Annotated in this window: 16 protein-coding genes and 1 tRNA gene; 9 read left to right on the top strand and 8 right to left on the bottom strand. The window is 67.2% G+C overall.

What is annotated here, in order from left to right:
• Positions 1–97 precede the first annotated feature (97 nt).
• The 4 genes from HWN72_RS03020 (at position 98) to HWN72_RS03005 (ending at position 2,331) form a co-directional block, all read left to right on the top strand.
• Complete coding sequence (locus HWN72_RS03020) at positions 98–415, top strand: DUF1476 domain-containing protein (protein WP_036529513.1); 318 nt, start codon at positions 98–100, stop codon at positions 413–415.
• A gap of 10 nt (positions 416–425) precedes the next feature.
• Positions 426–659, top strand: coding sequence for a BolA/IbaG family iron-sulfur metabolism protein (locus tag HWN72_RS03015; protein WP_008832123.1), 234 nt, complete (start codon positions 426–428; stop codon positions 657–659).
• 31 nt (positions 660–690) lie between these two features.
• Complete coding sequence (gene grxD / locus HWN72_RS03010) at positions 691–1,020, top strand: Grx4 family monothiol glutaredoxin (protein WP_008832124.1); 330 nt, start codon at positions 691–693, stop codon at positions 1,018–1,020.
• Positions 1,021–1,536: 516 nt separating this feature from the next.
• Positions 1,537–2,331, top strand: coding sequence for an NUDIX domain-containing protein (locus tag HWN72_RS03005; protein ID WP_211149781.1), 795 nt, complete (start codon positions 1,537–1,539; stop codon positions 2,329–2,331).
• A 131-nt stretch (positions 2,332–2,462) separates the two neighbouring features.
• On the opposite strand, the gene HWN72_RS03000 is transcribed toward HWN72_RS03005, so the two are convergent.
• The 3 genes from HWN72_RS03000 to HWN72_RS02990 form a co-directional block, all read right to left on the bottom strand.
• Positions 2,463–3,713, bottom strand: coding sequence for an MFS transporter (locus tag HWN72_RS03000; RefSeq protein WP_211149780.1), 1,251 nt, complete (start codon positions 3,711–3,713; stop codon positions 2,463–2,465).
• Between the two features lie 134 nt (positions 3,714–3,847).
• The gene (locus tag HWN72_RS02995; RefSeq protein WP_211149779.1) at positions 3,848–4,162 is read right to left on the bottom strand and encodes a PilZ domain-containing protein; all 315 of its coding nucleotides are present in this window, start codon (positions 4,160–4,162) and stop codon (positions 3,848–3,850) included.
• Between the two features lie 111 nt (positions 4,163–4,273).
• Positions 4,274–4,350 (bottom strand) — tRNA-Arg (locus HWN72_RS02990).
• A 98-nt stretch (positions 4,351–4,448) separates the two neighbouring features.
• Here HWN72_RS02990 and HWN72_RS02985 point away from each other — a divergent pair.
• Together HWN72_RS02985 and recF are read left to right on the top strand one after the other, a co-directional pair.
• Positions 4,449–5,201 carry a queuosine precursor transporter gene (locus HWN72_RS02985; RefSeq protein ID WP_211149778.1) on the top strand — a complete coding sequence of 251 codons (753 nt, stop codon included), beginning with the start codon at positions 4,449–4,451 and terminating at the stop codon, positions 5,199–5,201.
• A 105-nt stretch (positions 5,202–5,306) separates the two neighbouring features.
• Positions 5,307–6,407 (top strand): DNA replication/repair protein RecF, encoded by a 1,101-nt coding sequence (gene recF, locus HWN72_RS02980; RefSeq protein WP_211149777.1) that lies wholly within the window; start codon positions 5,307–5,309, stop codon positions 6,405–6,407.
• Positions 6,408–6,529: 122 nt separating this feature from the next.
• Here the strand turns inward: recF and HWN72_RS02975 are convergent, their stop codons facing one another.
• The gene (locus tag HWN72_RS02975; protein WP_211149776.1) at positions 6,530–7,225 is read right to left on the bottom strand and encodes an arylesterase; all 696 of its coding nucleotides are present in this window, start codon (positions 7,223–7,225) and stop codon (positions 6,530–6,532) included.
• 50 nt (positions 7,226–7,275) lie between these two features.
• On the opposite strand from HWN72_RS02975, the gene HWN72_RS02970 reads away from it, so the two are divergent.
• Both HWN72_RS02970 and HWN72_RS02965 read left to right on the top strand, forming a co-directional pair.
• The gene (locus HWN72_RS02970; RefSeq protein ID WP_211149782.1) at positions 7,276–8,034 is read left to right on the top strand and encodes an ABC transporter ATP-binding protein; all 759 of its coding nucleotides are present in this window, start codon (positions 7,276–7,278) and stop codon (positions 8,032–8,034) included.
• Positions 8,027–10,552, top strand: a complete 2,526-nt coding sequence (locus tag HWN72_RS02965; RefSeq protein ID WP_211149775.1) for an ABC transporter permease — start codon at positions 8,027–8,029, stop codon at positions 10,550–10,552. The genes HWN72_RS02970 and HWN72_RS02965 overlap by 8 nt, the downstream gene beginning before the upstream one ends.
• 57 nt (positions 10,553–10,609) lie before the next feature.
• Here HWN72_RS02965 and HWN72_RS02960 read toward each other — a convergent pair whose 3' ends face one another.
• The 4 genes from HWN72_RS02960 to rsgA all read right to left on the bottom strand — a co-directional run bounded on the left by HWN72_RS02960 (position 10,610) and on the right by rsgA (position 15,403).
• Positions 10,610–11,092 carry an RDD family protein gene (locus HWN72_RS02960; protein ID WP_211149774.1) on the bottom strand — a complete coding sequence of 161 codons (483 nt, stop codon included), beginning with the start codon at positions 11,090–11,092 and terminating at the stop codon, positions 10,610–10,612.
• A gap of 225 nt (positions 11,093–11,317) precedes the next feature.
• Positions 11,318–14,023 carry a TonB-dependent receptor gene (locus HWN72_RS02955; protein ID WP_211149773.1) on the bottom strand — a complete coding sequence of 902 codons (2,706 nt, stop codon included), beginning with the start codon at positions 14,021–14,023 and terminating at the stop codon, positions 11,318–11,320.
• Positions 14,024–14,187: 164 nt separating this feature from the next.
• Positions 14,188–14,343 carry a hypothetical protein gene (locus HWN72_RS02950; RefSeq protein WP_172705113.1) on the bottom strand — a complete coding sequence of 52 codons (156 nt, stop codon included), beginning with the start codon at positions 14,341–14,343 and terminating at the stop codon, positions 14,188–14,190.
• Positions 14,336–15,403, bottom strand: coding sequence for a ribosome small subunit-dependent GTPase A (gene rsgA, locus HWN72_RS02945; protein ID WP_236727470.1), 1,068 nt, complete (start codon positions 15,401–15,403; stop codon positions 14,336–14,338). Before rsgA ends, HWN72_RS02950 begins: the two co-directional genes overlap by 8 nt.
• A 268-nt stretch (positions 15,404–15,671) precedes the next feature.
• Between rsgA and HWN72_RS02940 the strand changes: the two genes are divergently transcribed.
• Positions 15,672–16,154 (top strand): GTP-binding protein (locus tag HWN72_RS02940; RefSeq protein ID WP_211149772.1); only part of this gene is annotated, 483 nt, incomplete at its 3' end.

Genomic DNA, 16,154 nt, shown 5'->3' with positions numbered 1-16,154 from the left:
GCCTCTCGATCCATCGGTCGCTATTGCGAATCAAGGATTGCCCCGCAGCCCCGCGTTCCCTATCGGCATGGACAACGCTTTAACCCGAGGTTGTCCGATGACGAGTTTTCAGGACCGCGAGCGCGCCGAAGAAGCGAAGTTCGCTCACGACGCCGACACGCTGTTCCGCATCCAGGCCCGCCGCAACCGCCTCGTCGGTGAATGGGCGGCCGAACGCATGGACTTGTCGCAGGCCGAAACCGATGCCTATGCCAAGGCCGTCGTCCAGGCCGACTTCGAGGAAGCCGGCGACGAGGACGTCATCCGCAAGCTGCTGGGCGACCTGACCGCCGCCGGCGTCGATACCACCGAAGCGGAAGTGCGCGCCGCACTGGCCGCCAAGCAGGTCGAAGCGCGCCGCGCTTTCCTGGGCTGAGGACTATCCGATGGGCATGACCGCTACCGAAATCGAGACCATGATCCGCGCCGCGCTGCCGGACGCGGAAGTCACGATCACCGACCTCGCCGGGGACAACGACCACTACGCCGCGCACGTCGTCTCGGCCGCCTTCACGGGCCGCCCCCGCGTCGCGCAGCACAAGATGGTCTACGAAGCGCTGGGCGGCCGCATGGGCGGCGTCCTTCACGCCTTGCAACTCACCACCGCCGTCCCCAACTGACGCAAGCATACTACTCAAGGGTTTTACTGAAATGTCCGACGTCAATGCCCGTATCGGCGATATCGTAAAGAGCAACGACGTGGTCCTCTTCATGAAGGGCACCCCGCTGTTCCCGCAGTGCGGCTTCTCCAGCCGCGCGATCGCCATCCTCGAACACCTCGGCGTCGCTTACGAGACCGTCGACGTGCTGCAGGACATGGAAATCCGTCAGGGCATCAAGTCCTATTCGGACTGGCCGACGATCCCCCAGCTCTACGTCAAGGGCGAGTTCCTCGGCGGCAGCGACATCATGATGGAGATGTACGAGGCCGGCGAACTGCACCAGCTCATGACCGACAGCGGGATCGCTGCGCAGGGCTGATCTGCCGACAGCACCGGATTACGAAGGCTCGGGAAGCGATTCCCGGGCCTTTTCATTGCCCGTCATCCGAACTGTGGGCGCAATCTTTGAAATCCTGCCTTATGGGATCGAAACGCATGCAGTCATCCCCGCGAAGGCGGGGACCCAACTGATGCCAGAGCAACATCAGCCCACCGGAGATGGGTTCCCGCCTTCGCGGGAATGACAACGATACGTACGCAAGGCGCTGGCCACCGTCAGGTCCGGGATGACGAATGCTTCGATGTATGGGGAACCCCGGGGAGGCGGGGCCGGGAGACTGTCCGGCCCCGCCTCTATCGAGACTGCTTCTCTCGGGGTACGATACTTCATAAGCATGGCCTGTGCCAGTTCTGATTTTTCCCGAAAATCAGCCATTTCTTCGGTTCACGTGTCAGCGCGTGCGTCATGCTCTGTAAATTCTGCCGACACTGCCACCTGAGTCGCCTGGCGCTTTTCCGCTTGCGTGCCCCTTCCCCAGCGGCAAGATCGGCGGCAATGATCCAGACCGCTCCCTCCGACCAGCCGATGCCGACAGACGGCCCCGCCGTCGTCCCTGCCGCCACCGTGGTGGTGTTCCGCCACGCCGCCGACGGCGGACCGCCCGAACTGCTGATGCTCCAGCGCTCGGACGGCATGCGCTTCGCAGGCGGGGCGGCGGTGTTTCCCGGCGGCCGCGTCGATCCCGCCGACCGCGAACTCGCCCGCCGCCTGCTGCCCGGCGAATCGGAGGAGATCGCCTCCGCCCGCATCGCCGCGATCCGCGAGACGCTGGAGGAAGCGGGCCTCATGATCGCCACCCGCGCCCCCGTCACCGCCCGCGAAGCCGCAGAAGCGCGGGCGATGCTGCTGGAGGTCGGCCGGCTCGACACCGTGCTGGAGCGCTTCGGCTGGGAACTGGACCCGCAGGCGCTGACCTTCTTCGCGCACTGGTGCCCCTTGTGGGAGAAGGCCTTCGACACGCGCTTCTTCGTCGCCGACATCGGCACCGGCGCGGTGGACGTCACGGTCGATGCCACCGAGAACTCGCGCCTGTTCTGGGCGAGCGCCGCCGATGCTCTGGCGATGGCCGATCGGGGCGAGATTTCGGTGATCTTTCCGACCCGCCGCAATCTCGACCGCCTTGCGCAATACGCCGATCATGCCGAAGCGCTGGCCGACATCGCCGCCCACCCCGTCGTCCGCATCCACCCCGAGGTAGAAATGCGCGAGGACGGAGAGTGGCTCGTGATCCCCGACGGGCTGGGCTATCCGGTGCTCGGCCAGCTCAAGGCGACGGCGCGACGCGGGTAAACGCGCGTCGTCCCGGACGTGATCCGGGACCGGTGGCAGTCTTTAGACGGAGACTCTCGTCGAGGCGCCTTGGCGCAAGGTGGGCTGCTCACGGCCAGCAGTCCCGGATCACGTCCGGGACGACGGGGCACTTATGCTGCCGCGAGTTGTTGCGGCACTTTCGCCCCGCCCGCGGCGTAAAGACCGAGCGCGATGGCGGACACGAAGAACACGGCCATCGCCACGATCGCCCCGTCGTAGCTGCCGGTCACCGAATGGACCCGCGCCGATCCGACGACGGCGACCGCGATGAACGGCAGCCCGATCAGCGTGTTGAGCCCGAAGCCCCGGCTGTAACTGGCCTGTCCGAACGAATCGGTCAGCCCCTTGCCAAGCGTGGGGATCGCGCCTGCACCGTGCATACCGATGAGGCCGATCACAAGGGCCGCCATCCAGAACGGCGGGTGCTGCAACAGGAGAGCCCATAGCACCGCGCAGTCGAAGCCGATAAGCGCCAGCGCCCTCGCCCCGCCGATGCGGTCGGCGATCCAGCCGAACAGTATCGAGCCGGCGATCCCGACGAGCGACATGATCGACTGCAGCAGCGCCGCTTCGGGCCGGGTGAAGCCCCAGGACAAGCCCATCGGCACCAGCAGCGAGCCCAGCAGCACCGAACTCGTCATGCTCGCCACCGCTGCCAGCGAGATCGCCCAGAAACGCGGCCGCGCAAGCAGTTGCGCGACGCTGAACGATCCGTCGGCGGTGCGCTTCGCATCGGGTTCGGGCGCCAGCGTCTCGGCGTGCCCCGGAGGATGATCGATCGCCAGCAGCCCCAGCGGCAGCAGCAGCGCCGCCGCGATCAGGCCGATGGACAGGTAAATCATGCTCGGTGAGACGGCGGAAAGCGCCCGCTCCAGCGTCCACGGCACCACCGCGATCACCACGGGCAAGTGGACGATTCCCAGCGCCAGCCCGCGATTGCGGTTGAACCAGCGTCCCACCAGCGTCGCCGGGCCGATCGATCCGGCGAGGCTCATCGCGGGACCGAAGCAAAGCCCGTAAGCCAGCAGGTAGAGTGCGTAGCTTTGCGTCCAGGCCAGCGTGAGATAGCCTGCCACCGTCAGTAATGCGCCGATCAGCAGCAGCAGGCGCAGCGACACCTTGGCGATCAGCACGCCCACGAAAGGCGCGAGCACCGACGAGCCGACCAGCACCAGCGGAATGCCCGCCGCTGCCTCTTCTGCGCTGACGCCGAGGCGTTGCTCGACCGAGGCCAGCATCAGCCCGAAGGAGCCCATGACGGTGCCGACGACGACGTTGTGCGATACGCCCGCGATCACGCCCATGCGTACCGCAAGCGGATGGTTGGGGGCGTCGCCCTCCGGTCCGACAGGTACTGCCAAGCGCTCTCTCCCCATGCTTGAACTTGCCGGCGATGGCGTGCCGGTCTGTTCGCGGGAGTGTGCGGGGCGCCCGATCGGCTTGACCAGAACTTTCCAATCAGATGAACGAGAATTCGCCGGGGCGACGTTATCGCTCAGACGCTCGCGTGCGATCCGTGCGTTGCCGCGATGTGCTCGAGCACCGGGCCGTAGAGCGGTCGGTCGAACTCGACCCCGGCAAGGTCGCTGCTGACCCAGCGCACCACGCCCGACATGCCTTCCATTCCCTTGGGCCGCACGATCAGGCGCGCGCCGACGCGGAAATAGATGCCGCGCATGCGCAGGCAGCAGCCCTCCACCGATATGTCGGAAATCTCGCCGTCATCCCGCAGACCGCTCTGCGTGCGGCACTGAACGGCCAGCGCGACGGAGCGTCGCTGCGATCGCCGGGGAAGAACGGTGCGGGTCATGAGCGGGAGAATACAACCGATCGGTTTATGATCGCTTAAACTTCATCGCGCGCCCGTTCGAACACGGTTCGCACTCAATCCGGGAAGCAGGGCGACCATTTCCGAAGACAATGGCGCGCCCGACAGGGTTCGAACCTGTGACCCCAAGCTTAGAAGGCTCGTGCTCTATCCAGCTGAGCTACGGGCGCGCGCCGGATTTCCCATAGCGTGGTTACCGCGCGGCGCAAACCGCTGGCGGCGCAAACTTGTGCTTTGCGCTGCAGCAAAGCCACGTTACGCACAGGCAATGACCGCCGACACCGACGCTCCATCGCCCCTGTCCAGCCCCTTGTCACGCATCGACGGCCTTACCGGGGCGCGTCGCCACTTCCGCTATTTCGACTACGTGATGGCGGCCTTCGTCGCGATCCTGCTGCTGTCGAACCTGATCGGTGCGTCCAAGCTGGCGAATATCGGCGGCGTGACGTTCGGCGCGGGCATCCTGTTCTTCCCGGTCAGCTACGTCATCGGCGACGTGCTGACCGAAGTGTACGGCTATGCCAATGCCCGCCGCTGCGTCTGGGCGGGCTTCTTCGCGATGATCTTCATGGCTTTCATGAGCTTCGTCGTCGTCGCCATGCCGCCGGATTCCGGCTGGACCGGACAGGCCGCCTACGAAGCAGTATTCGGCTCGACCTGGCGCATCGTCCTAGCCTCGCTGACCGCGTTCTGGGCGGGTGAGTTCGTCAATTCCTTCGTCCTCGCCAAGATGAAGCTGATGACTGGCGGCAAGCACTTGTGGATGCGCACCATCGGCTCGACGGTGGTGGGACAGGCCGCCGACAGCGCCCTGTTCTATCCCATCGCCTTCCTCGGCACCTGGACGCACGAGCAGGTGCTGACCGTCATGGTCACCAACTGGGGCATGAAGGTGCTGTGGGAAGCGGTGCTGACGCCGGTAACCTACGTCGTCGTCGGCTGGCTAAAGAAGCGCGAGGGCGTCGAGGTGTTCGACGACAATCTCGATTTCTCGCCTTTCGCCAAGGCAAAATCGGTCTGAACGTTGTGAGCAGGGCGCTGAGCCGCGCTTTTTACAGGGCTGCCGCATTTTCCGAGTCGTCAGGTGTTTCCACCTGACTTGAAAATGCTCTAGGTCGCGCCGACCATGCTCGACCGCATCCTCCTGTCCCGTTTCCGCAACCACCGTGAGACCGCGGTGGAAGGCACGGCGCAGTTCAACCTGCTGGTCGGCGAGAACGGCGCGGGCAAGACCAACGTGCTCGAGGCGATCAGCCTGCTCGCGCCCGGACGCGGCCTGCGCCGGGCGCAGCTGGTGGACGTGCCCGCGCAGGACGGCGACGGCGGGTTCGCGGTGAACGCTGCACTGCGCATGCCCGGCCAGGGGGAAGGGAGCGAGCCCGTCCGCCTCGGCACCGGCGTCGCGGCGGAGCGTCCCGGGCGGCGGCTTGTGCAGGTGAACGGCGCGCAGGCATCCGCCTTGAGCCTGGCCGAATGGCTGTCGATCGGCTGGCTGACCCCGGCGATGGACCGCCTCTTCGTCGAGAGCGCGGGCGCGCGGCGGCGGTTCCTCGACCGGCTGGTGCTGGCGATCGAGCCGGCCCATGCCGGCCATGCGGCGCGGCTGGAGACGGCACTGCGCGAGCGCAACCGCCTGCTTTCCGACGAACGTTCCCCCGATCCGCACTGGCTCGACGCCATCGAGGTGCAGATCGCCGAGGCCGGGGCGCTGGTGGCGACGGCGCGCGCGCGCCTCGTCACCCGGCTGGAGGCGGCGCTGGCGCGGCTGCCCGACACGCCTTTCGCCCGCCCTTCGCTGGCCTACCAGCCCGGCGGCCCGGTCGAGGCCGGTGCGCTTGCCATCGCCCTGCGCGACGGGCGGCCGCGCGAACGGGCGGCCCAGCGCACCCTCACCGGCCCCCACCGCGACGAACTGGCGGTGACGATGGCGGGCAAAGGGCAAGCGGCGGCGGAATGCTCGACCGGCGAGCAGAAGGCGATGCTCATCGCCATCACTCTTGCGCATTCGCAGCTGCTGGAGGCAGATGGGGAGAACCGCCCGCGCCTGCTGCTGCTGGACGAGGTCGCCGCACATCTCGACCCGCTGCGGCGCGAGGCGCTGTTCGACCGGCTGCGGGCAGGCTCCGCGCAAGTCTGGCTGACGGGGACGGAACTCGCGCCGTTCGACGGAATCGCGGCGGAAGCGGCGGTATGGGAGGTCAGCGCGGGGACGGTGCGGCGGGTTTAGGACGGCCCACCCCCGGCCGCTCCCGCAAGCGGGAGGGGAGAAGCGAAGTTACGCCCTCCCGCTTGCGGGAGGGCCGGGAGGCTTGGTCCGCAGGACCTAGCCGGACGGGGTGGGCGCGGAATTCACCTCTTCGGCAGCGCATCCGCCACATCGTCCACCGTCGCCGCCACGATGGCGTCTATGCCGATGGCCGTAGGATGCACGTGATCGCCCTGCATCAGATCGGGCTTGTCGATCACTGGCTGGAGGAAGAACGGCACCAGCACCGCGCCGTACTTCTCCGCCAGCTGCGGATAGATCGGATTGAACCCCGAGGCGTAGTCCCTGCCCAGGTTCGGCGCCGCCAGCATTCCGAGCAGCACCACGCCGATCTTCTCCTGCCGCAACCGCTGGAGGATCTTCTCCAGGTTCGCGCGCGTCTCGGCCGGGGGCAGCGAGCGCAGCATGTCATTGCCGCCGAGGCTGATGATCACCAGTTCGGGCTTCGCAGGCTGGCTTTTCAGCGTGAAGTCGAGCCGCTGCAGCCCCGCCGCCGTGGTGTCGCCCGAAACCCCGGCATTGGCGATGCGCGCGTTGACGCCGCGCGCGCGCAGGGCCTGTTCGAGCCGGTCGGGGTAGCTTTCGCCATCCTCGAGTCCGTAGCCCGCCAGCAGCGAATCCCCGAAGGCGAGTATCCTGCGCTCCGGCCCCATGACCGGTATCTGCGGCGGCGCATCGACGGCCGACCGGCTCTCCTGCACGGGCGGCGCCGGGGCCTTGTCGCAGGCGGAAAGCGCCAGAGTGGAGGCGGCAAGGAGAGCGAGGGAAACGAGGCGCAAGGCATTCTCCTGAAGGGACCGACTTGTCGGATGCACTGGTGCTATCCCATATGGGGATGGTGACAAGCCCTGCCCAAGCCCGCTCCGCCCTTTCCGGCACTCCTTCCCCCGCTTCCGACGACACCATTCTGGCCCGCGACCTGCGCCTGACGCTGGGTTCCGGGGATAGTGCGGTCGAAATCCTCAAGGGGATCGACCTTTCCGTGCCCCGGGGCCAGACGCTGGCGCTGCTAGGCCCCTCGGGATCGGGCAAGTCGTCGCTGATGGCGGTGCTCTGCGGGCTGGAGCGCGCCAGTTCGGGCACGCTGGAGGTCGCCGGACAGGACTTCGTGGGGATGGACGAGGACGCCCTTGCCCGGGCGCGGCGCGGCAGGATCGGCATCGTCCTCCAGGCGTTCCATCTGCTGCCGACGATGACCGCGCTGGAAAATGTCGCCACGCCGCTGGAACTCGCGGGAATGCCCGATGCCCGCGCGCGGGCCGAAGCGGAACTCACGGCGGTCGGGCTGGGCCATCGCCTGTCGCACTATCCCGCGCAGCTTTCCGGCGGCGAGCAGCAGCGCGTCGCCATCGCCCGCGCCCTCGCTCCCCGCCCGGCGCTGGTCTTCGCCGACGAGCCGACCGGCAACCTCGATGCAGCCACCGGCGCGGCAATAATCGACCTGCTTTTCGCCCGCCGGGCCGAGACCGGCGCGACCCTGCTCATCATCACTCACGACGAAAGCCTCGCCCACTGCTGCGAGCGCGTAGTGACCATCGGCGACGGCCAGATCGCCAGCGACATACGGGCAGGCGAACACCTTGGCTGACGCCCTCCCGTGGCGGACCGCCTGGACACTCACCCGCCGTGACCTCTCGGCCCGGTTCAAGGGGCTGCGGCTGCTGCTCGTGTGCCTGTTCCTCGGCGTCGGCGCGATCGCCGCGATCGGGACGCTGACCGGCTCGATCGAGCGCGAACTGGGAACGCGGGGGCGCGAAATCCTTGGCGGCGACATCGAACTGAGGGTCTGGCAGCGCGCCTTCGGCAAGGACGAGGATGCGGCGCTCTCCCGCCTCGGCCGGGTTTCGCGCGGGCAACGCATGCAGGCCATCGCCACGAAGGGAGATGCCACCGCGCCCGTCGCGCTCAAGGCGGTGGACGGGAACTGGCCGCTCTACGGCCGCCTCGAACTGACCGACGGCCGCCGCGTCGGCGCCCCAGCCCCCGGCACGGCATGGATCGCCAAGGGCACCGCCGCCCGCCTCGGTGCCGGGAAGGGCCAGCGTATCACCATCGGCGGCGTGCCGGTGATCGTGGGCGGCATCATCGCGACCGACCCCGAGCAGATGAGCGAGGGCTTCGCGCTGGGCGACACCGCCGTCGTCCCGCTTTCCCTCCCTGGCAGTGCCGGGCTCACGGCGCCGGGCGCCATGTACCGCAGCGTCGTGCGGGTGCGCTTCGCCGACCCCGCGCGCGACCCAGAAGCGGTGATCGACGCCCTCAAGACCCGCTTCGGCGACGGCTTCGACACGCGCACCCGGCTGGCAGCCTCGCCTTCGACCGAGCGCTTCGTCACCCGCATGGGCGAGTTTCTCGTGCTGGTCGGGCTTGCCGCGCTGGTGATCGCCGGGATCGGCATCGGCGGCGGCGTCTCGTCCTATCTGGAGGCACGGCGCAGTTCGATCGCAACCCTGAAGGTGCTCGGCGCCACCAGCGGCGACATCGCGCGCATCTATCTCCTGCAGGTCGGCGCGGCCGCCCTGGTCGGCAGCCTGGCAGGGCTCGCCGCAGGCGTGCTCGTGACCCCGCTCCTCGCCTCGGCGCTGCAGAGCCTGCTGCCGGTCGAGCCCGGGTTCACCGTCTCCCCCGCGGCGCTCGCGACGGCGGCGGCCTATGGCCTGCTGGTCGCGCTGATATTCTCCGCGCCGCCGCTGGTGCGGGCGCGCAGCTGGCCCGCGATGGCGCTGATGCGCGCCCGTGTCGCGCCGCTGGGCGCGGACCGCAAGGCGCTGGCCGTGCCGGTCGGCCTCGGCCTTGCCGCCATCGTCGCGCTGGCACTGCTCAATGCCGCGCAGCCGCTGGTGACGCTGGGGTTCCTCGCCGCGTCCGCTGCCATGCTCGGCCTGCTGGCGCTCGTCGGCCTCGGCATCCGCAAGCTCGCCGCCCGCCTGCCGAGACCGCGCGGGCCGATGCTGCGCGCGGGACTGGCGAACCTCCACCGCCCGGGCGCGCAGACCGGCGCGCTGGTGACGGCGCTCGGCTTCGGGCTCTCCGCCTTCGTGCTGATCGCGGCTGTGCAGACGAGCCTCGACGCCAACATCCGCCGCACCGTCCCCGCGCGCGCCCCCGACTTCTTCGTGCTCGACGTGCCGAAGGACAAGGCGCCCGCCTTCGCCGACGCGGTCGAGCGGACGATCCCCGGCTCCACCCTCAAGCTGGTGCCGAACATGCGCGGCCGCATCCTTGCCTATGGGCCGAAGGACCGGATGACGCGCGTGGCCAGCCTCGGCAAGGATCTGCCCGATGGCGCCTGGGCGCTGCGCGGGGAGCGCGGGCTGACGTATTCGGTCGGCGTGCCGGAGGGCAGCACGGTGACCTCCGGCCAGTGGTGGCCGCAGTTCTACCGCGGCGAGCCGCTGGTCTCGGTCGACGAGAGGCTGGCCGAGGCGATCGGCCTCAAGGTCGGCGACTATGTGACCGTGGGTGTGCTGGGCGTCGAGAAGACCGCGCGGATCGCCGCGCTGCGCCGGATCGACTGGGACAGTCTGGGCTTCAACTACGTGCTGGTGTTCTCACCCAATGCGCTGGCCGACGCCCCGCACAACCTCGCCGCGACGATCGAGGTGCCCAAGGGCGCGTCCACGGCGGGCCTGCTGCCCCGGCTGGTGCGCGCCTTCCCCTCGACCTCGGTGATCGAGACGGGGAGCCTGCTGCGCGATGCCCGCGCGCTGCTCGACCAGATGTCGGCGGCGATCCTCGCAGCCTCTTCGGTGGCGGTGCTGGCGGGGCTCGCGGTTCTGCTGGGCGCTATCGCGGCGGCGCGGGCGAGCCGTACGTACGACACCGTGATCCTGCGCGTGCTCGGCGCCAGTCGCGGGCAGCTGCTCGCGGCACAGATGGCGGAATACGGGCTGCTCGCCGTGGTGCTCGCCCTCGTCGCGCTGGGCGCGGGCAGCGCGATGGCCTGGGCGGTGATCGTCAAGCTGTTCGAGTTCGCCTGGCTGCCCGACTGGCCGCGCGTGCTGGCGGTTCTGGCCGCCGGGCTCGTGCTGATCCTCGGCTTCGCCCTAGCCGGAACGCTGCCGCTGCTGCGGGCGAAACCGGCAAGGGCGCTGCGCGAACTTTAGAAGCCGATCTCTACCCTCACCACTCATTAGTCATTCCCGCGAAGGCGGGATTGGAAATCAGGCGAAGACCTCGTGGTTGTCGAACAGCACGCTGGGATCGCGCGTCTTGTAGACGAGCGTGCTGGCGACGATGTCGTGCAGGCCCTGCTTGCGCTCGGTGAAGGCGACCATGATGTAGCCGATGCACAGGATCAGGCTCGACAGGATCTTGGCGAAGTAGCGCCCGGTCGCACGCGCGAAAGTCAGCCGTTCGCCCCGCAGGTCGGTAACGACCACGCCGACGGCCAGCTTGCCGACGGTCGCCTGCAGCTTCGAGCTTTCCATGATCGCGAAGTAGAGCCAGTTGATCACCAGCGACGCGCCGATCATGCCGAACATCATCATCCCGAACGCCGCGTTCTCACCCGCGCCCAGCCCCGTCAGCGGCAGCGCGAGGCCGACGCCGAAGATGCCGCCGATGATCGAAGTCGCGATCTGCAGGATGATCGCGTCGAGGATGTAGGCGAGCACGCGCCACCAGAAGCCACCATACGGAATCATGCATTCCCCCTTGTTTTACGGCCTGCCCAGCCTGACAATGCGACGCAAGTTCACATTTAAATCGGGAAATTACAAAGACTTTCTGTTCCGCCTTCCGAAACCGCAAAGAAAGAGGGGCGCAGGAGGCCGAGCCTCCCGCGCCCCTTTTCAGGTCCGCGCCCCGCTTCTCTTGCCGTACCTCCTCCCAGAGACGACACGGCGGGTACGCGCGTTACGCGCTCCGAATTAGAATCGGTAGCGCGCCGCCACGCCGTAAGTGCGCGGCTGGTTCGGATAGCCCGAGATCGAGCCGGGCTGTGCCGGGCTGTCGAAAATCTGCAGGATGGTGCGGTCGTTCAGCAGGTTGCGGCCCCAGACCGTCAGTTCCAGCCCGTTCGCCATCGCGTACGTCAGCGAGGCGTTCATGTCGTTGATGTCCTGCTTGAACTCGCGCGCGGCGGCGAGCGCTGCGGATACGTCGGTGACGTTGCCCGCGCTGTCACGCACGACGAGGCCCGGCAGGCCCTCGACCAGACGGAACTGCGATTCGTAGTGATAGTCACCGCGCAGGATGATCCGGTCTCCGCGCGTGCCCACCGGCTGCACGAACTCCGCCGAGAACGTCGCCGACAGGGGCGGGACGCCCGCCGGGGTCGTCCCCGAAAGGTCGCCGAAGGCCGAAAGCTGGAACGTGTCGTACTTCGGATCGAGGTACGTCCAGGCCATCGTCAGCGTCAGCTGGTCGATGGGCTTAGCCGAGCCTTCGAACTCGATACCGAACGCCGACTGCTTGCCCGCATTGGCAAGGAAGAAGCCCGAGCCGGTGAAGATGTTCGACTGGAAGTTCTTGATCTCCTGCTTGAATACCGCGACGTTGGCCGAGACGATCCCCCAGTTGCCCTTGATCCCGGCCTCGTAAACCGTCGAATTCTCGGCATTGGCGAAGCGGCTGCCGGAGGTGAGATTGGTCACCGCCAGGCCCTGCGCGCGCAGTTCGACGAGGTCGGCAGGGGTCGGGCGGCTATCACGCGACAGGTTGATCGAGGCCGCCTTGTAGCCGGTCGCCCAGGCCGCGTAGAAATTGACCGTGGGCGTCACGTCCCAGGCCACGCGCGCGGTGTAGCTGAAGTCGCCGTCGCTTACCCGGCCCGGCTCGACCGCGTTGGGAACGTTCATGAACTGCGGGAAATACTGCAGCGCGCGCAGCGGATTGAGCGGGTTTGCCGCCGGATTGTTGGCATTGCCGTTCGCGAAGCCGACCAGCTGCTGATAGACTGGCGCGGTCTGCGGGTTCGTCGCGAAGGCGAAGATCGCCGCCGGGTTGGTCGGGTCCACACCCACCGAACGCAGCGCCCCGCCAAGCAGCAGTTGCTGGCGGAACGCCGAATAGCGCGGATCGTCGAAATTGATCGACGAGAACACGTCATCCGACGTCGTGTTGGTGGCGAAGCGCTTCTTGTCGTGCGTGTAGTTGAGACCGCCGGTCACCGTCAGCCCCGGCGCCACTTCGAAGTCGAGCTGGCCGAAGATCGACCACGCCTCGTTCTTCAGCTTATACGCTTCGGTGAGACCGGTGCCGGAAGCGAAGAACTGCCCGGCGTACTTGGCCGGATTGCCTTCGTAGGCGCCGAAGGCCGTCTCCAGCGCGGGCACGCTGAGCGCCCCGCCCGAGAGGCTCTGGACAAGGAGGTTGGCGTAAGGCCGGGCATCGTCGCCCCAGAAGACCTCGTTGTTCTGGTCGATCTTCTCGTTGAAATAGTAGCCGCCGATGAGGCCGGTAATCTTCTCGCCCACCTCGAAGTTGGCGCGCAGTTCCTGCGTGAAGGTCTTGATCCGCAGGTCCTGCCAGTTGCGGCCCAGCAGGTCTGCGCTGGAGAAGTCCGAATCCTGATTGGTCAGCGCATTGGTGCGGCGGTACGAGGTGATCGAGGTCAGCTTGGTGCCGCCCAGATCATAGTCCAGCTGGCCCGAAACGCCCCAGTTCTCGATCTTGTTGGAGGATTCGAAGTTGTTGTAGACGATGTTGTCGTACTTCTCGCCCGGCTGGTTGACCGCCTCGCCCAGCGCGAAGATCGCCGCCGTCGGCGTCGCCTGCCGCAGGTTGACGACCGCGCAGCAGTTCTCGTCGATCTTGCCGTAATCGCCGATCAGCCGCAGTTCGAGGCCGTCATGGTTGTCGAACAGCAGCTGCCCGCGCCCGAACCAGCGGTCGCGCTCATTGGTGCGCTCGCCGGTAGCCAGATCCCTGACGATACCATCGCGCTTGTTGAGCCCGCCCGCGAGGCTGAATGCGACGTTCTCGCTCAGCGGCCCGGTTACCGTGCCCTTGACGACTACGGCGTCGTAGTTGCCGTAGCTCGCCTCGACATTGCCGCCGAACTGGAACTGCGGCTTCTTGGTAACAATCGATATCACGCCCGCCGAGGCATTCTTGCCGAACAGCGTGGACTGCGGCCCGCGCAGCACCTCGATGCGCTCCACATCGGGGAAGTCCGCGATCATCGAGGCCGAGCGCGAACGGTAGACGCCGTCGATGAACAGGCCGACCGAAGGCTCGATACCGGCGTTGTTGGCGCCGTTGCCGAAACCGCGGATATAGAAGTTGGTATTGGCGCTCGACTGCAGCTGGTTGACGCGCAGCGACGGCACCAAAGTCTGCAGGTCCTTGAGGTCGCGCATCTGCGCGCGTTCCAGCGTCGCTCCGCTGGTCACCGAGACGGCGACGGGCACGTCCTGCAGCGTCTGCTCGCGCTTGGTGGCGGTGACGATGATGGTGTCGGTGTATTGTTCGTCGGCAGCCTGAGGCGCCGCGTCCTGCGCCATGACCGCAGGCGACCAGGCAAGCCCGAATGCCGCACTCGCCAGCAGCGCGGCACTGCGTTCGGTCATGCCCCTGCGTTCGGTGAAGATGCGCGTACCCCGCGCGCCGATGCCCGCCAAAACACCTTTCATCTGGTCCCCTGTCCCTTCCTGCGCGACGGCCCGCATCGTGATGCGCGGAAAGCTCGCCGCAAAGCGTAAGAGGTTCAGGTTATGCGGTTCCGGGGCGCCTCACAATGAAGACCTGTGAACAGGTGCGGACATTTGGCGCCACTGTTGCGCCGTCGCCACATTCCTCAGCCGGCCTTCTTCGCCTTGTGCTCGGCGAGCAACTTGTCGAGTTCGGCGATCCGAAGCCGTTCGGGGGTTCCTTTGGCAAGACCCTTCAGGCGGCATTCCGCCCAAAGGCTGCGGCGTTCGGATTCCAGTGCCTTGAGATACAGGTCAGCCATCGTGTCTTTTCCTTCTTCTGCCGCCGGCCGAGGCCGGTCGTCGCCCGCCGCCCTGGGTACTGTCGGCGTCTTCATCGCGCAGCTTGCGCCAGCGTTCCAGCCGCCTGGGCTCGAGGGTGCCGTCCCGCAGTGCGGCCAGCACCGCGCAGCTTTTCTCTGTGGTGTGGGTACAGTTGCCGAAACGGCACGCCTGCGTCAGCGCGGTTATGTCGTCGAACACTTCGGCGATGCCGGTCGCGGCGTCGGGCAGGTGAAACTCGCGCATGCCGGGCGTATCGACCAGCCAACCACCTTTGGCGGGACCGTCCAGCGGGTACAGTTGCCGCCCCGTCGTCGTGTGCCGACCCTTGCCGTCGATTTCACGGATCGGCTGGGTCTCGATGTCGTCGGAGCCCCGCAGACCGTTGATCATCGTCGACTTGCCCACGCCCGACGAGCCCAGCAGGGCTACAGTCCGGCCCTTGCCGCAGTACCGGGCCAGCCGCCCGACGCTGGCCGGATCGCGGCCATTGACCATTTCGACTTCCAGATCCGGCTGCAACGCGCGTGCCGCCTCAAGGAACCGCTCGGGTGCCTCGGCCAGATCGACCTTGGTGAGCACCACCACGGGCCTCACCCCGACCTCCCGCGCCATCACCAGATAGCGTTCGAGGCGCGCGACGTTGAAATCCTGGTTGCAGGAGGTCACGATGAACAACGTATCGACGTTGGCCGCGATCAGCTGCAGCCGGCGCTGGTCGGCGGGCGCCTTGCGCTTGAACAGATTGATCCGATCGAGGATGCGCACCGGCTCCAGCCGCTCCCGGTCCACCATCAGCCAGTCGCCCACGGCCGCCCGGTCCTCCGGCCCCTCGGACAGCGGCAGGGCGGAATTGATCATGCCGCTGAGGCCGCTTCCGGCAATGTCCACCATGCCGCGATGAACCGCCATCACACGCACGGGGCATACCCCGCCCCCCTGCTCCTCAGCCGAAAGCTGATCGGCGAAGAAGGAATTCCAACCGAGGTCTTCAAGGGTGGGGCCGGATGCTTCCATCTTTACGACATGGGCTTTCTTCATGGGGCGGGGCGCGAAAGCCCACGGGAGAGCGCGGCACAGCCGCCGGGCAGGACCCTTGCGACGTCTCCGAAATGCCCTATCGACCAGCCCCTAGTACGATATCGGCCGGCACGCCATGGCGCACGGCACGCTTTTCGCCCGATCGTCGATTCCCCGACCCGGCGCACACCGCTTGCCGAAATGCCCGCCATCGGCTAAGGGCGCGGCAATTTTGCGGTGCAGCACACGATGGCTGCCCGCCTCCGGCCCTCGTACAGAGAGAACAACAATGTCCGCCCCGCTTCCCTTGCGCAATATCGCGATCATTGCGCACGTCGACCATGGCAAGACCACCCTCGTCGACCAGCTGTTCCGCCAGTCCGGCACGTTCCGTGACAACCAGCGCATCGAAGAGCGCGCGATGGACAGCAACGACCTCGAAAAGGAGCGCGGCATCACCATTCTGGCGAAGCCGACCTCGATCGAGTGGAACGGCTATCGCATCAACATCGTCGACACGCCCGGACACGCCGACTTCGGCGCCGAAGTGGAGCGCATCCTCTCGATGGTGGACGGCGTGGTTCTCCTCGTCGACAGCTCGGAAGGCGCGATGCCGCAGACCAAGTTCGTCACCGGCAAGGCGCTGGGCCTCGGCCTGAAGCCGATCGTCGTCGTCAACAAGATCGACCGTCCCGACGGCCGTCACGCCGAAGTGCTCGACGAAGTGTTCGACCTCTTCGTCAGCCTCGACGCCAACGACGAGCAGCTCGAC

The sequence above is a fragment of the Novosphingobium sp. HR1a genome, assembly GCF_015594425.1.
In the GTDB taxonomy this organism is placed as follows: domain Bacteria; phylum Pseudomonadota; class Alphaproteobacteria; order Sphingomonadales; family Sphingomonadaceae; genus Novosphingobium; species Novosphingobium resinovorum_A.
Note: the sequence above shows the minus strand (reverse complement) of the source record. Positions and strands in the feature narration are given on the sequence as shown.

What these genes read in the sequence shown, in the direction of transcription:
- HWN72_RS03020 (WP_036529513.1), top strand. Translation starts at nt 98, where the DNA reads ATGACGAGTTTTCAGGACCGCGAGCGCGCCGAAGAAGCGAAGTTCGCT.
- HWN72_RS03015 (WP_008832123.1), top strand. Translation starts at nt 426, where the DNA reads ATGGGCATGACCGCTACCGAAATCGAGACCATGATCCGCGCCGCGCTG.
- grxD (WP_008832124.1), top strand. Translation starts at nt 691, where the DNA reads ATGTCCGACGTCAATGCCCGTATCGGCGATATCGTAAAGAGCAACGAC.
- HWN72_RS03005 (WP_211149781.1), top strand. Translation starts at nt 1,537, where the DNA reads ATGATCCAGACCGCTCCCTCCGACCAGCCGATGCCGACAGACGGCCCC.
- HWN72_RS02995 (WP_211149779.1), bottom strand. Translation starts at nt 4,162, where the DNA reads ATGACCCGCACCGTTCTTCCCCGGCGATCGCAGCGACGCTCCGTCGCG.
- HWN72_RS02985 (WP_211149778.1), top strand. Translation starts at nt 4,449, where the DNA reads ATGACCGCCGACACCGACGCTCCATCGCCCCTGTCCAGCCCCTTGTCA.
- recF (WP_211149777.1), top strand. Translation starts at nt 5,307, where the DNA reads ATGCTCGACCGCATCCTCCTGTCCCGTTTCCGCAACCACCGTGAGACC.
- HWN72_RS02970 (WP_211149782.1), top strand. Translation starts at nt 7,276, where the DNA reads ATGGGGATGGTGACAAGCCCTGCCCAAGCCCGCTCCGCCCTTTCCGGC.
- HWN72_RS02960 (WP_211149774.1), bottom strand. Translation starts at nt 11,092, where the DNA reads ATGATTCCGTATGGTGGCTTCTGGTGGCGCGTGCTCGCCTACATCCTC.
- HWN72_RS02955 (WP_211149773.1), bottom strand. Translation starts at nt 14,023, where the DNA reads ATGAAAGGTGTTTTGGCGGGCATCGGCGCGCGGGGTACGCGCATCTTC.
- HWN72_RS02950 (WP_172705113.1), bottom strand. Translation starts at nt 14,343, where the DNA reads ATGGCTGACCTGTATCTCAAGGCACTGGAATCCGAACGCCGCAGCCTT.
- rsgA (WP_236727470.1), bottom strand. Translation starts at nt 15,403, where the DNA reads ATGAAGAAAGCCCATGTCGTAAAGATGGAAGCATCCGGCCCCACCCTT.